Source organism: Sorangium sp. So ce1153 (genome assembly GCF_051521595.1).
In the GTDB taxonomy this organism is placed as follows: Bacteria; Myxococcota_A; Polyangia; order Polyangiales; family Polyangiaceae; genus Sorangium.
The window spans coordinates 3,010,538-3,025,391 of the sequence record NZ_CP150361.1 but is presented as its reverse complement, the minus strand read 5'-3'; the positions used below and the strand labels follow the sequence as shown (position 1 = coordinate 3,025,391).

The 14,854-nt window shown below is 74.3% G+C and carries 7 protein-coding genes; 2 read left to right on the top strand and 5 right to left on the bottom strand.

Annotated features, from left to right (window positions below; translation table 11 throughout):
- The first annotated feature begins 9 nt into the window (after nt 1–9).
- Nucleotides 10–1,677, top strand: coding sequence for a hypothetical protein (locus WME85_RS10690; protein ID WP_437837492.1), 1,668 nt, complete (start codon nt 10–12; stop codon nt 1,675–1,677).
- A gap of 609 nt (nt 1,678–2,286) precedes the next feature.
- On the opposite strand, the gene WME85_RS10685 is transcribed toward WME85_RS10690, so the two are convergent.
- The 4 genes from WME85_RS10685 to WME85_RS10670 all read right to left on the bottom strand — a co-directional run bounded on the left by WME85_RS10685 (nt 2,287) and on the right by WME85_RS10670 (nt 11,090).
- Nucleotides 2,287–4,437, bottom strand: a complete 2,151-nt coding sequence (locus WME85_RS10685; RefSeq protein WP_437837491.1) for a protein kinase domain-containing protein — start codon at nt 4,435–4,437, stop codon at nt 2,287–2,289.
- Nucleotides 4,438–4,554: 117 nt separating this feature from the next.
- Nucleotides 4,555–6,750, bottom strand: coding sequence for a protein kinase domain-containing protein (locus tag WME85_RS10680; protein ID WP_437837490.1), 2,196 nt, complete (start codon nt 6,748–6,750; stop codon nt 4,555–4,557).
- A gap of 5 nt (nt 6,751–6,755) precedes the next feature.
- Nucleotides 6,756–8,357 (bottom strand): protein kinase domain-containing protein, encoded by a 1,602-nt coding sequence (locus WME85_RS10675; RefSeq protein WP_437837489.1) that lies wholly within the window; start codon nt 8,355–8,357, stop codon nt 6,756–6,758.
- Between the two features lie 258 nt (nt 8,358–8,615).
- Nucleotides 8,616–11,090 (bottom strand): protein kinase domain-containing protein, encoded by a 2,475-nt coding sequence (locus WME85_RS10670; RefSeq protein ID WP_437837488.1) that lies wholly within the window; start codon nt 11,088–11,090, stop codon nt 8,616–8,618.
- A 399-nt stretch (nt 11,091–11,489) separates the two neighbouring features.
- On the opposite strand from WME85_RS10670, the gene WME85_RS10665 reads away from it, so the two are divergent.
- A complete protein-coding gene (locus tag WME85_RS10665; protein ID WP_437837487.1) occupies nt 11,490–11,831 on the top strand; it encodes a cupin domain-containing protein in 342 nt (113 codons plus the stop codon).
- A gap of 108 nt (nt 11,832–11,939) precedes the next feature.
- Here the strand turns inward: WME85_RS10665 and WME85_RS10660 are convergent, their stop codons facing one another.
- Nucleotides 11,940–14,849 carry a transglycosylase SLT domain-containing protein gene (locus WME85_RS10660; protein ID WP_437837486.1) on the bottom strand — a complete coding sequence of 970 codons (2,910 nt, stop codon included), beginning with the start codon at nt 14,847–14,849 and terminating at the stop codon, nt 11,940–11,942.
- Between the last annotated feature and the right edge of the window lie 5 nt (nt 14,850–14,854).

The following is a 14,854-nucleotide window of genomic DNA, read 5'->3' as shown; positions in this document are numbered from 1 at the left end:
GATCGCCCCATGCGTCGTCGCGCCCATCTCGCATCCGTGCTCTGGTTAACGACCATGGCCCTGGCGGCCAGTGAGGCCGGATGCAGCAAGCTTGGTTTTCCTTATACCCATCCCGAGGAGGAGCAAGCCAATTGCGAGGACATCCTCAGCTGCCAGGATAACGGCGGAGGCGGCGGAGGCGGCGGAGGCGGCGGAGGCGGCGGAGGGGGAGGGCAGACGTCCATGCCGCCGCCGCAGTGCGTGCCCAGCGAAGGACAGGACTGGGCCGCAGACGAGAGCTGCGGCGTGTTCGTGTCCGCCACGCGGGGTAACGACGAGAACGGCGGAGCGCCGGGCGCGCCGGTCAAGACGCTCGCGAAGGCCATCGAGCTCGCGCTGGAGCACGAAGAGCGCGTGTACGCATGTGCCGAGACGTTCGAGGAAGCCCTCACCGTGACCGAGGGGGTGACCCTCTACGGTGGGCTCGACTGTGCTGCGAGCTGGCGGTGGGACGGCGAGAAGAGAACCACCCTGACGACGCCGCAGGATGCGGCGGCCGGCACCGTGCCGCTGACGATGCGCGCGGTGGGCGAGACGGTGTGGCTCGAGGACATCGACGTCACCGCCCCCTCGATCGAGCCGAGCAACTTCGGCGTCTCGTCGATCGCGGCCATTGCCGATCGCTGCCAGGTCAAGCTCACGCGGTGCACCCTCACAGCCGGCGAGGCGGCGTCGGGGGCCAGCGGCGCCTCGCCTGAACCAGCGCGCGCCAACGGTGGCGGCGAAGGTAGCGACGGGAAAGAGGCGTGCTCGGCGGATGTCGTGAAGACCGACGATCCGCCCGTGAATGAATGCGGAACACCGGACAATCCCAGCGAGGAGTCGCGCGGCGGGCCGGGTGGCTCAGGGAATTCCTCCATAGCAGGCAATGGCGGCAACGGCTCTCCTGGCGAGCAAACCAATCCGAATCGCGGCACCTACACTGCTGGCCCCGACGGACGCGGACAGTGCACCGACGGCATGGAGGGCGCCGCCGGCAGCCACGGCGACGGCGGTGCAGGGGCACGTGGCATTGGCTCGCTCAACAGCACTGGTTACACCGGCGTCTCGGGAAACGACGGCACCGACGGCAAGACCGCCCAGGGGGGCGGAGGAGGCGCCGGCTCGAGGGGAGGCACCCCACCATGCCCGAGGGCGGACTCGAATGGTGGTGCTAGCGGTGGAAGCGGCGGCGCTGGCGGCTGCGGCGGCAAGGCCGGCAAGGGCGGCGGTCCTGGCGGGTCGAGCATTGCCCTCGTCAGCCTCGACGCAAAGCTCAGCTTTCAGGACGTCCGTCTGGAAGCTCAGCGCGGCGGGGACGGCGGCAAGGGCGCCTCCGGCCAGCAAGGCGGAAGAGGCGGTCCTGGCGGACAGGGAGGGTTCGTTGCGGGGGAGTACAGCATGGATGTAGACTTCCCAATCCGCCCTGGTTGCCGTGGCGGCGCGGGCGGCAGGGGCGGCAATGGCGGGTGGGGCGGAGGCGGCCTCGGCGGCCACTCCCTCGGCGTTGCGTTCCGCGACACGGCGGGCATGCCCCCGTCCCTTGGCAATACCGTCATCCAGGTCGGCACGCCCGGCGCTGGCGGCACCGGCAGCGACAGCGACGCGACAGGCAACGCCGACCCGGGCATGGCGCTCGAAACGCTCCCGTTTCCTTAGATGCCGCACGCCTCATTGCCATGAGGTCCTGCCGCTCGCTCAGCTCGCGACCGCGCTCCCGGACCTCCCAGTCGCCGCCATCACCCATCCAGTCCAGTCAGCGACGTGCTGGACTTCTCTCCCCCACAGCGTGCTCCGGCGCCGTGAGGTCCTGCCAGCCTCTCCGCCTCGGTCTGCTCCTCGCCCCCACGCTCCCGGCCATGCCGGCCACCGCGGTAGCTCACCCGCCACGCCGGCGAACGCGACCGTCGTCGCCCTGCTGCCACGCGCTGAGGTTCGACGCTCCTTCGCGGATGTCGCACGTCGCTCTCTCGCGGTCCGCCATCGATCGAGCGATGTGCCAAATCGCTCTTCCGTGGTTCCACCTCGGTTTCTGGCAGCCGCACATCGATTTTTCGAAGTCCCGCCTCGATTTCTCGCCACCACCCCCCCAATATTCCACCGTAGCGGTACAAGCCCCGCGGAGGCGCCCTCCGAGGTATCGGCCCGCGCTCCGCGCACCGCACGCGCGCGCGCTCGTGCCATCCAGCAGCGCAGGACCGGCTCGGACCGCGCCGCCCGCACCACGAGGACGAGACCCCCGTTCGTCGACGTGAGCCGCGCGCTTCCTCAGAAAGGCCGAGCTGGCGCCGGGCGCTTCTTCTCCGGCGCAGTCGTCTCGACCGGCGATACGCCACGTGCAGCGGGCGCCGTGGATCGCTGCGGCGCCTCGTACACCGATTCGTCCAGCGACGGCTTCTTTCCAGGGCCCGACACCCCACCGGTCTGCTGCGCCCGTCCTCCCGGCGTCGCCGCCGTCCCCTCGTACACGGACTCATCCAGCGACGGCTTCTTTCCAGGGCCCGCCCCCCCGCCGGACGGCTGCGTCCGCCCTCCCGGCGTCGCTGCCATTCCCGCCGCGTGCGACGGCAGGCTCGCCTGGCTCGCTGTTGTCGCCGGGGCGGGCGACCTGGCGCCCGCTTGCGGCGCCTGCTCCGTCTCGACCGCCTTGACCCCGCCGCGCTCCCCCGGCTCGACCGCCGCGGGAGCCCCTGTCACCGCCGGCCGCTCCGGAACGGGTACGGCACCAGGCGTTCCTGTCGCCGCCGCCCGCTCGGCGTCTCGCTGTGTCGCTGGCATCGTGCCCGTCGCCGGCACGCTGCCGCCGTCAGCGCCGGCAGGCGCGGCTGGCGGCTTTTCCCGGCCGACAAACCACGCCGTGGCCAGCACCCCCACGAGCAGGACCACCGCGAGCGTCACGGCCACGCCCACGGCCCTGGCTCTCCCTGCTCTTCGCCTCGCCTCGCCGCGGGTCCCCACCCCGGCTGAAGCTTGCGCGATCGCGCCATGCGCTCCGGCCCGCTGCGCCAGCGCCTGCGCTCTCGCCGCGTCCATCATCGCCATCGCCGCCTGCCGCTGCGCCTCGGCGGCCTGACCTTGCATCACGAAGGTCCCACGAAGCGTCACCACCGGCCTGGCCCCGGCGACAGGCGCCCCGGCCGGCGCCGCCGTGCGCAACGCCTCGCTGACCGGCACCCCGGCGACCGGCGCTCCCGTCGGCGCCCCGGTGCTCGACGCCCCACCGACCGGCCTTCCCGCGACCGGTCCACCGATGCTCGACACGCCGCTGGCCGAGCTCCCACCCCAGCCCGACACCGCGCTCGCCGCCGCCAGGCCCTGCCCCGCCGCGGTCTTCCCCCCGCCATTCCCCGGCTCCGGCCGCCCCACCGGCACCGTCGTCGCGAGCTCCTCCGCGCTGACCCAAGACCCCTGCCCTCGAGGCGGAGCCACCGCCGTCTCCTGCTCCGCCTCGATCCTCGGCGGCGGCGCGGCGCGCTCCCCTGTGATGCGCAGCTCTCTCCACTCTGCCTCCGCAGCGCTCTCCCCGCGCGCCGCCCCCGCTTCCGCCGCGCCCACCCCACGCACCACGAACGCCGCCAGCTCCCCCGCCACCTCCTCCGCCGACGCGAACCGCTCCCCTCTCTCCCTGCGCAGGCACCGGTCGACGATCCTCACGAGCCGCTCGTCCACGCGCCGCAGGTAGCGCGACACCTTCGGGATCTCGCCCGACAGGATCTGCGAGAGCAGCTGCGGCCCCTCGCCCTGGAACGGCCGCACGCCGGTGAGCATCTCGAACAGCACCACGCCGAGCGCCCACAGATCCGCCCGCGCGTCGACGTCCCCGTCGGCGCGCACCTGCTCCGGGCTCATGTAGAACGGCGACCCGACCGCCGCGTCCATCGTCGATGACACGCCGCGCGCGTCCGCCAGGTTCTTCGCCACCCCGAAGTCGAGCACCTTGACCACGAAGTCGCTCGCCTCCGGCGGCCGGTGCAGGAAGACGTTCGCCGGCTTCAGGTCGCGGTGCACGATCTGCACGGCGTGCGCCGCCGCCAGCGCGCCCGCGACGTCGTGCGCGATCCGCGCCGCCAGCGGCGCGTCCAGCCGCCGCCTCGCCTCGAGCAGCGCCGCGACGCTCTCGCCGACGAGCAGCTCCATGATCATGCACGGGTCGCCGCTCTCCGTGCGGGCCACGTCGATCACGTCGACGATGTTCGGGTGCTGCAGCGCGCCGCACGACTGCGCCTCGCGCAGGAGCCGCTTGCGCAGCGAGGGATCAGGCCGGGCGATCACCTTGAGCGCCACCTCGCGCCCGGTGGCCTCGTTGCTCGCGGCCCAGACGACCCCCATCGCGCCCTGCCCGATCTTGCCGATCAGACGGTACTTCCTGGCGAGCAGCATGCCCGGAAGCAGCCTGTACGCCTCGATCACGTCCGACATATGCCCCCGGGTCCCACCGCCTGCGCGGGGGCTTACCATTGCGCCCGCGCGGCCGGAACCACGGAAGCCACGCTCTCGCCGGGACGGGACGGGCCCGCGACAGCCCGTCAGCGCGGATCAGGGGGCGTAGGGGTCCTTCTTCCTCGCGTTCTCGCGCAGGCAGTTCGTCCGGATGAACCCTGTCTTGCCCGCGCACGGATCCGCGGGCGGCTTTCGAGCCGCGGGTTGCTGTGCAGCTCGCGGCGCCGCCACCGCGGCCGGCGCCACGGGAGGCTTCACCGCGGGCTGCGTCGCAGCGACCGACCGCACCGGCTGCGGCGCGGCAGCGACCGACCGTACCGGCTGCGACGCCGCCGCAGCCACCGGCGCCGCAGCCGCCGGCTCCTTCCGCTCCGCGACCGCTGGCTCCTTCTGCTCCACCACGGCCGCCGTCTCCGCGCCCGCCGCGCTGTCCGCTCCGCCCGCGTCCACAGGCTCATCGACCCTGGGCGACTCGGGCGTCGCGGCAGCCTGAGGCGCCGCGGTCGCCGGCGGGGGTGGCGCCTCGACCGCCTTGGCGGCGCTCACCTCGCCCTCGATCCCCGCCTCCGGCAGCACCTCGGGCGCCGCGGCGCTCTCCGGGGGCGCTGGCGAGCGCAACGCAAAGAAGAGCACGATGCCCACCAGGCCAGCCGCGCCGGCGGCCATCGCCGCCAGGACCGGACGGGGAACGCGATTCCAGATCTCCTGCGGCCGCGACTGCCGCAGCTGCAGCGTCGGCGCAGGGAGCGGCGTCGCTCGCGCTGCCCACGGCGACGGCTGCCCTGCCCGAGCCGCCTCCGGGCCCGGCACGAGCGGCGCGGTGGTCGACCTCCCGAAGTCGTTGTTCCCCCCTGGCGCCCCTGGCGGCGGCGCCCCCATCCCCGGTTCCGCGCTCGGGGTGGCGTCAAACTCGAGCTTCTGGGTCAGCTCGGCGTTCCACTCCTGCTCCGGCGCCGCGCTCCCCATCCGCGCCGGCTGCAACCCGCCCGGCGCTACGCTCGCCCTCGGGGACAGCGGCGGCCCTGCCAGCGCCGCGCTCCCCATCAGCGGCAGCGGCGTCGCCACCGGCGCCGCGCTCGCCGTCAGCGCCGGCTGCGATCCTCCCGGCGCCGCGCTCGCCCTCGGCGACAGCGGCGGCCCTGCCGGAGGCTCGCTGTGCCGCGGCGCCCCGGCCATCATCCCGCCGGGCACCGGCGACAGCAGCGCCCCCGCCAGCCCTCCGCCGGGAAACGCCGGCGCCTCCGCCAGCGCCATCTGCCCGCCGCCCCCGGCCATCCCGGGCCCCCCGGCCATCCCGGGCCCCCCGGCCACCCCGGCCATTCCGGGCCCCCCGGCCATCCCGGGCCCCCCGGCCACCCCGGCCATCCCGGGCCCCCCGGCCATCCCGAGCCCCCCGCCCCCCACGGCGGCGCCGGTCCCCGCGCCCGACCGCGCGCCCGCGCCCGTGTAGCCCTCGAGGAGCTCCGCCAGCTCCGCCGCCGACCCGATCCGGTCGTCCCGGTGGCGCGCCATGCACCGCGCCACGAGCTCCACGAGCCCCGGGTCGATCCGCCGCACGTACCGGGAAATCTTCGGGATCTCGCCGGTCAGGATCCCGGTGAAGACCGTCCTCGCGTCCCCCTGGAACGGCCGCATCCCGGTCAGCATCTCGAACAGCACCACGCCGAGCGCCCAGATGTCGGCGCGGTGATCGACGTTCGGCTCGGCCCGCACCTGCTCCGGGCTCATGTAGAGCGGCGACCCCACCGCGCCGCCGGTCGCCGTGCGGACCCCATCGTTCACGGCGAGGTTCTTGGCGACCCCGAAATCGAGCACCTTCACCACCGGCTCGTCCGCGTCCGGCTCGCGGTGCAGGAAGATGTTCGCCGGCTTCAGATCGCGGTGGACGATGTGCAGCGCGTGCACCGCCGACAGGCCCCGCGCCACGTCGCGCCCGATCGACGCCGCCACGTCCGCGTCGAGCCGCCGCCGGCGCTGGAGCAGCTCCGCCAGCGTCTCGCCCGCGAGCAGCTGCATCACGAGGAAGGGCTCACCGAAGTCGGTCTCCCCCATGTCATACATGTCGATGACGTTGCGGTGCCGCAGCGCCCCGCCATTGCGCCCTTCCCGCTGCAGCCGCCGCCGGAGCTCGGGATCCGGGCGGTGAATCAGCTTCAGCGCCACCTCGCGCGACGTGGACAGGTTGAGCGCCGCCCACACGACGCCCATGGACCCCTCCCCGATCCGCCGCACCAGCTTGTACTTCTCGGCGATCACCAGGCCAGCAGCGATCTGCGTGAAGGACTTCGACATCGAGCTCAACAGGGTTGTTCTACGCGCAGCACCGCGGCGCGCGAGGTCTCTTTGCCCACCACGAGCGCGAGGGCGCCACGGAACGTAGCACGCTCTCCGCCCCGGCCACTCGGCCTCTCCGCCCCGGCGCGCAGCAGGAGATACCCCGCGGCCATGCCGATCCCCACGAGGAGCGCCGCCGCGAGCAACGCCGCCGCGATCCAGAGGACCGGCGACCGAGCGCGCTCGGGCGACGACCGCCTCGGCGCAGGGATCGGCCCGAGCGGCACCGTGCCGTTCACCGGCACCCCCGGCGCCGACACCGCACGTTGCGCCGGCCGATACACGGCCGCCTGCCCCGGGGAGAGCTTGATCGTCCCGTGCTCCCCCAGCAGGGGATTGCTCGACGCCGACCTCCCGCCAGCCGGCGCCGCCGGGCCTCCGCTCGCCGGAGGCGGCAGCGCCGGCGACGAGCCCGCCGCCCCGCGCGGCGATGGCGATGAAGCCGGCGTGCTCGCGTGCGCCTGCTGGGCCTGCAGGCGCGCCACGGACGCCGGGAGCGGCGTCGCTGTCGCCGGCGACCGCCCCGCTGCCGGCAGCGGCGTCGCTGTCGCCGGCGACCACGCCGCAGCCGGGAGCGGCGTCGCTGTCGCCGGCGCCGGCCCGGCCGCAGCCCCGCCCCACGACCCGCGCCCGAGGTGCTGTGGAACCTCGTACCGGAGGTCCGGCGACGACCCCGGCGACGAGTTGACGCGCGGGGGCGTCGACGGCGTGACGAACGACTCGAGCGCCACCGCGACGTCCGCCGCCGAGCGCGGCCTCTTCTCGCGATCGCGCTGGAGACACTGCGAAACGAGCGCGTCGAGGCCGGGATCGATCTGCCAGACGAACTGGGACACCGTCGGGATGTCGCCCTGCAGCACGTTCCGCAGGAGCTCGTGCGCCTTGCCCTGGATCGGCCGCCTGCTGGTGAGCATCTCGAACATCAACACGCCGAGCGCCCAGAGGTCCGCGCGCGTATCGATATCGCCCTGCGCCCGCACCTGCTCCGGGCTCATGTACGCCGGCGAGCCGATGAGGATGCCAGTCGCGGTGCGCGCCTGTTGAGGCCCCGTGAGGAACTTGCTCACGCCGAAGTCGAGTATCTTGACGACGTAATTGCTCTCGCCAGGCTCGGTGTGCAGAAAGATGTTGGACGGCTTCAGATCGCGGTGGATGATGCCGCGCTCGTGCGCGGCGGAGAGGCCGCGCGCGACGTCCCGGGCGATGCGCGATGCCTCGGGGGCCTCCAGCTTTCGCTTGCGCTTGAGCAAGGACGAGAGCGTCTCGCCGGAGAGCAGCGGCATGACCAGGAACGGATCGCCGCTCTCCGCCTCGTCAGCGTCGTAGATATCGACGATGTTCCGGTGGCTCACCGCGCCGCAAGCGCGCGCCTCCCGGAGCAGCCGGACGCGGAGCTCCGGGTCAGGGCGCACGAGCAGCTTGAGCGCCACCTCGCGCGAGGTGGCCTCGTTGTGCGCTGCCCAGACGACCCCCATCGCGCCCTCGCCGATCCGGCGAAGAAGACGGTACTTGCCGCAAACGAGCGCACCTGGCGGCGGCGGCGCAGGAGGCGAGGGAGGCGACATGGGTGGACTCGCTGAAGGGCGGACGCAGAAGGCAGATGGAGCGCGGTTGGGCGCAATTGTCGCAGGTGAGGCAGCGCACCGTCAAGCAAAGGCGCGCGGGGCCATGAGCGCGCAGGAGCGCGGGGCAGGCTCCGGTGCTCCCGAGCGCGAAGCGCGCTCAGCACACCTGAACGTCACGCCCGCGTCGCACCATGCGAATCCGGGCGCGACCTTGGTGTCATCGGTGAGGCGTGGCCGAGGTGCGGAGAGAGAGCGAGCCTATTTCTTGAGCCTCTCCTCGCACTTCTTCCTCTCCATGAACTTGAGCGCAGCGCAAGGGTTCGCCCCTGACGGCGGCTTCGCGGGCTGCGACGCCGCCGGCGCGGGCGAGCTCGGTGGAGTGCGCGGCTTCGCGCTGGTCGCCGTCGCCACCGCTGCACCGGCGCCGCGGCCGGTCGCCGCACCGGCGCTGCCGCCTGGCGCGACGCCAGCGCTGCCTGCCGGCGCGGCGACGGGGCTGTTCACCGGAAGGGCGCTCGCCGGCGGCACGGGCGTCGCGGACGCCGCGGAGCCCGGCGGCGCCTCCGGGGGCTGCGCCGTCGGCGCCTGGTCCTGCAGCGGCGCGCCCCCGCGCTCCGGCACGGCGGGCGTGTCGCCACCGGCGCTGTTCGCCGGCGGCGTCACGCTCCCGGGCAGCTCTGGCGCCGCGGGCAGCTCTGTCGCCGCGGGCAGCTCTGTCGCCGCGGGCGAGTCTGGCGCAGCGGGCGACGTCTCGCCCGATCGCAGGGCGATGAGCATCCCCACGACGATCAGCGACAGCGCGGCGGCCGCGATCGCCAGCGTCGCGGCCGTCCTCCGGCGCTTCTGATCGTCACCGCCGTGCAGCGTTGAATCCCGGGCGTCCTGGGCCGCATACGCGCCGGTCTGATGGACCGACGGGTGGTTCGAGACGAGCGGCGTCGTCGACGAGCTGCCCGTCTGCCGCGGGGCGCCCGTCCGCGAGTCCGACGCGCTCGCGCCAGGCCGCGAGTCCGAGGCGCTCGCGCCAGGCCGCGAGTCCGACGCGCTCGCGCCAGGCCGCGAGTCCGACGCGCTCGCGCCCGCCTCCGCCCCGAGCTTCACCGTCGACTCGAGGACCCCACCCGACGGCGCGGCCGTGCCTGCGGTCGTCGGCGCGACCGCCGGGCCGCTGCCGCCCGCCCCCGCCGGGCCGCTGCCGCCCGCCCCCGGCATGCGCTCCGGTAGCGACGGCGGGTGCGCCATGCGCACCGTGCTCCCCCAGCCTCCGCGCTCCGGCATCGACACCGCCGCGGGCTGCGCCGCGCTCGCCTGGGCCAGCCCGGGCACCGCGGACGCCACCTGCCCCGAGGGCAGCGGCGTCAGCAGCGCGGCCGCGGGAGACCCCGCTGCCGGGTACTGTCCCGATGATCCGGCGCGCTGCCTCGCGGCCCCTGCCGCATCCGCGCTCCCCCTCGCCAGCGGCAGGGTCGCCACGTCGTCATCCCACGCAGCGCGCCCCGTGGGCGCCGCGGCGAAGAGCTGCTCCGAGCTCCCCGCGCGCCGGGGCGCCGCGCCCGCCGCGTCCCGCGCCCCCGCCGGCTGGCCCAGCGCCGCCGCCACCTGCCCCGGGTTCAGCGAAGGCAACCTCGCCGACCCCGGCGCGTCGTGCAGCGGCACCGGCGCCCGCGGCCCGCCGCCGAGCAGCGCCAGCGGCAGGGCGCCCGCGCTCACCGAGCTCGGCTCCGCGATCGCCGCCTGCCCCGCGAGGCCCGCGACAGCGCTCCCCGACCCGGGTTGCGCCCCCTGCCCTCCGCCGCCCGCCCCGCCCGCGCCATCCGCCGGCTGCAGCGCGTAGCCCTCGGACAACGACTGCCGTGACGCCGCGTCGATGCCCCGCCCGGCGTACCGGTCGAGCTGCGCCGCGATCTCCGCCGCCGACCCGATCCGATCCGCGCGATCCCGCCGCATGCACCGGGCGATCAGATCGACGAGCCCCTGGTCCACGCGCCGCAGGTACCTGGACACGGTGGGGACCTCGCCCGTCAGGATCCCCATGAACACCGCCTGCGCGTCCCCCTGGAACGGCCGCACGCCGGTCAGCATCTCGAACAGCACCACGCCGAGCGCCCAGATGTCGGCGCGATGATCGACGTTCGGCTCGGCCCGCACCTGCTCCGGGCTCATGTAGAGCGGCGACCCCACCGCGCCGCCCTGCACCGTGTGCAGGCCGTCGTTGACCGAGAGGTTCTTGGCGACCCCGAAATCGAGCACCTTCACCACCGGCTCGTCCATGTCCGGCTCGCGGTGCAGGAAGATGTTCGCCGGCTTCAGATCGCGGTGGATGATGTGCATCGCGTGCGCCGCCGCGAGCCCCCGGGCGACGTCGCGCCCGATCGACGCGGCGACCGCCGGCTCAAGCTTGCGCCGCCGCGCGAGCAGCTCGGCCACGGTCTCGCCCGTGAGCAGCTGCATCACCAGGAACGGCTCGCCGGCCTCCGTCTCCCCCATGTCGTAGATGTCGATGACGTTCCGGTGCCGCAGCGCCCCGCAGTTGCGCGCCTCGCGCTGCAGCCGCAGCCGGAACTCGGCCTCGGGGCGGTGGATCAGCTTCAGCGCCACCTCGCGGGCGGTCGCCACGTTCACCGCCGACCACACGACGCCCATGGCCCCCTCGCCGATCTGGCGGACGAGCCGGTACTTCCTGTCGATCAGCACGCCGGACGCGAGCAGCGTCGAACTCTTCGATGGGGACATCAGCGACTTTCCAGCGGCGAAGCGCGCCTCGACCTCGCGGAGCGCGCCCGGACGATCGCGGCCAGCGGAGCGAGGCGAGCAGGGCCGTGCCCTGTTCCCCCCGGATGCCCACGCCGCCCCGCGCTCGCTCCGCGCGACCGCTCCTGCGCGCGCTCCCGCGCAACGTAGCATCCGAACCCCAGGTCCACGGGACGCGCCTCCTGAGCGATCCATCCTACAGCAGTTCGGGCGGTCGCGATACGTTCTCTGCGACGAGAGGCCGACGAGGAGCGACGGACCAGGAAAGCGGGAGAACCCCGATTCGCTCCAGCCAGGCTCGAATCCACGATCGCACCCACGCTTCTCGACGAACCGGGCAGATGACCGGACGAATCGATCGAGGATGAAAGCGAGGCGCTGATGAGCGACACAACCATCATGAAGGTCTCGTCCGGCCGCTCTCCGAAAGGCCAGATGGGACAAAAGTACCTGGCCTCCGGAATCCAGGTATCGATGCGGCTCTGGGAGCGCGAGCCGCCGGGCGACGAGAAACAGCCGACCGCCCGCGATTATGAGACCGTGGGGTTCGTGATCGAGGGGCGCGCCGAGCTGCACATCGAGGGGCAGATGGTGCGCCTCGAGCCGGGCGACTCCTGGACGGTGCCCAGGGGCGCATTGCACTCCTACAGGATCATTGAACCGTTCACTGCGGTCGAGGCGACCAGCCCGCCCGCCAGCGTGCACGGGCGCGACGAGACCTGAGAAAGCCGTCCGGCAACGCCCGATCACCGACTCGGGTACGCTGCGCCCTCTTCATAAAAATGCGCCCTCTCTACAATGAGGAGCGCGCCTCCGCGCGGCGACTCGGCCTCAGAGCGCGGTGCCGCCGGCGGTCGCGGGCTTCTCCTTGCCCTGCGCTCCCTTGGCGCGCCCCACTGGGGCCTTCTCGTCCGCGCCGCCGGGCGCCGGCTTCTTCTCGCCCTCGGCCGCCTTCTTCTCCTCCGGCGGCGCTCCAGCCTGACCGCCCGCGCCCGCCGCGCCGGGCTTCTCGCTCGTGCTGCCGGGCTTCTCGCCCGCGCCCGCCGCGCCGGGCTTCTCGCTCGCGCTGCCGGGCTTCTCGCTCGCGCTGCCGGGCTTCTCGCCCGTGCCCGTCTCGACCTTCGCCTCGGCCCGCGCCGGCTTCGTCTCGCCCGCAGCCTTGGCCTCGGCCCGCGCCGGCTTCGTCTCGCCCGCGGCCTTCGCCTCGGCCCGCGCCGGCTTCGTCTCGCCCGCTTCCGCCTTCGCCTCGGCCCGCGCCGGCTTCGTCTCGCCCGCTTCCGCCTTCGCCTCGGCCCGCGCCGGCTTCGTCTCGCCCGCTTCCGCCTTCGACTCGGCCCGCGCCGGCTTCGTCTCGCCCGCAGCCTTGGCCTCGGCCCGCGCCGGCTTCGTCTCGCCCGCTTCCGCCTTCGCCTCGACCCGCGCCGGCTTCGTCTCCCCGCCGCCCGCCTCGGCTGCACCGCCGCCCGCGTCCCTCGCGCCGGTCGCCTTGCGGCCGTCCTGCGCGCCGCCCGCGCGCTGTGCGTCCGCCGATGCCGCCAGCCCCGCCGGCTTCACCGGCACGGCCGCGGCCGCCTTGTCGCCGTCGTCCACCGGGCCCGCGGCCTCGGCCGACGCCACGCGGACCTCGTCCTCGCGCGGCTCCACCGGCGGCGGGTCGTCCGGCCGCGCGGTCGGCACGTACACGACCAGCCGGTCCCCCGGCATCAGCACGCTCCGCCGCGAGCGCTGGTTGATCCGCTCCAGGCTGCCCACGCTCAGGCCGTAACGGGTCGCGATCTTGCTGAACGAGTCGCCCTCCCGCGCGGCGATCTCGATGCGCTTGCGGCCCTTCAGCCCCTCGAAGTGAGCGAAGAAGTCCTCCGAGCCGACCTCCATGACGCGCGCCTCGGCCTCGTCGAGCAGGAAGACCCCGTCGTAGCGGTGCGACCTCGGGACGAACAGCTGGAGCGTCATCCCCTCGTGGAGCGACGCCCCGGGCGCGAGCGCGTTCCAGCGGCAGATCTCGTCCGGCGTCACCGACAGCACCGCCGCGAGATCCCGCAGCCCGTCGCCCGCGACGACGCGGTAGAACACGCGCCGGCGGCCCTCGTACGAGAAGCGCTGCGCCGGGACCACGACGACCGGCTTCGCCTCCGACGACAGGGGCGCGCTGTTCGCGAGCAGGTGCTCCGCCGCCGCCACGCCGACCCCCTCCGCCGCCGGGACGAACAGCAGCGACCCAGGCCGCACCGGCTCGCCGGGCCGCAGGCCGTTCAGCGACTGCAGCGTCCAGCGCGTCGTCCCCCGGAACGTCGCGATATCGTCGAGCGACTCGCCCCAGCGAACCAGGTAGCGCTCGAGCTTCGGCTCGCGCTCCAGGAGCTTCGGCATCGACTTCGCCGCGCGCGCCCCGGCGCCCGCGGGCACCCGGATCTCCCAGCGCGCCTGCTCCCTCGCGTCCACCGGCAGCGGCGGCGTGCGCTTCGCCACGAGCTGCGGGTTCAGCGCCTCGATCTCCGGCGCCCCCGCCCCCGTCGCAGCCGCCACCGACTGCAGCGACACCCCGGAGCCGAGCGAGATCTTGTCGAACGTCACCGCCGGATCGAGCTCCAGCTCGTCACAGCCGAACACCTTCAGGTTCCGCGCCACGATCGCGATCGCGAGGATCTTCGGCACGTAGAGCGCCGTCTCCAGCGGCATCCCGGCCTCGAGCCGCGACAGCTCCCAGAAGTCGTTCGTGTTGTACTTCCGGATCGACGCGAGCAGCCCCCCGTAGCCCATGTTGTAGGCCGCGAAGGCGAGCTCCCAGCTGCCGAAGCGCCGCCGCAGATCCGACAGGTACCGCGCCGCCGCCAGGGTCGAGCGCTCCGGATCGAGGCGCTCGTCGATCCAGCGATCGACGGTGAGGCCGTAGATGCGCGCGCCCTCCGGCATGAACTGCCAGAGCCCGGCGGCGCCCGCCGGGGAGTGGATGGTCGGGTCGAAGCCGCTCTCGACGAGCGAGAGCCAGAGCAGGTCCTCCGGCAGCTCCTGCTCGCGGAGGACGCGGCGGATGGCGGCGCCATAGCGGCCGCTCTTCTTGATCCAGGAGACCACGGCGGAGCGGCCGCGCGGGTCGTCCTTGTAGTACTCGAGGTAGCGCACGACCCGGCCGTCCCAGCGGACCGGGATCTCGGGCAGCTCGAGCTGCCGCAGCCAGGAGATGTCGCGGGTCTCCTCGGCCTGCACCGGCGGGGCGGGCAGGCCCGAGGGCGGCAGGCCCGAGGCCTCGAGGCGCGGCTCGCCCGCGCCGAGGAGGAGCGTGCCGTCGACCGGCCACGCGGGCCCGGCGCTCGGCGCGGCGCCGGGAAAGAGGGTCCGGTCGATCTCGCGCAGCGTGCGGAGCTCGGGCGACTCGCCGACGCTCGACCCGGCCGGCGTCGCGGTGCCCGCGATGACCCGCCGCGCCGCCTCGTCCGGCGCGCCGGGCTCCCCCGGCTTGCGCGCGATCTTGGCCGCGCCCTTCTTCGAGGGCGCCTTCGAGCGCGCCGCGGGCTTGGCCTGCGACTTGGCGGCCACGCGCTTCGCGCCGCCGCTGGACGCGCCCGCAGCGCGCGCGGCCGGCTTGGCCGGCGCAGGCTTCTCCGCCTTGCCCTCGGCCGCCCCGCCCTTCTTGGCTTCCTTCGGCTCGGCCTTCGCGGGCGCGGCCGCGGCCGGCGCCGCCGTCGCGGCCTCCGGAGGCGCAGCGACGCCGTCGAGAGCGACGCCCGAGAGGGCGGCCATCCAGC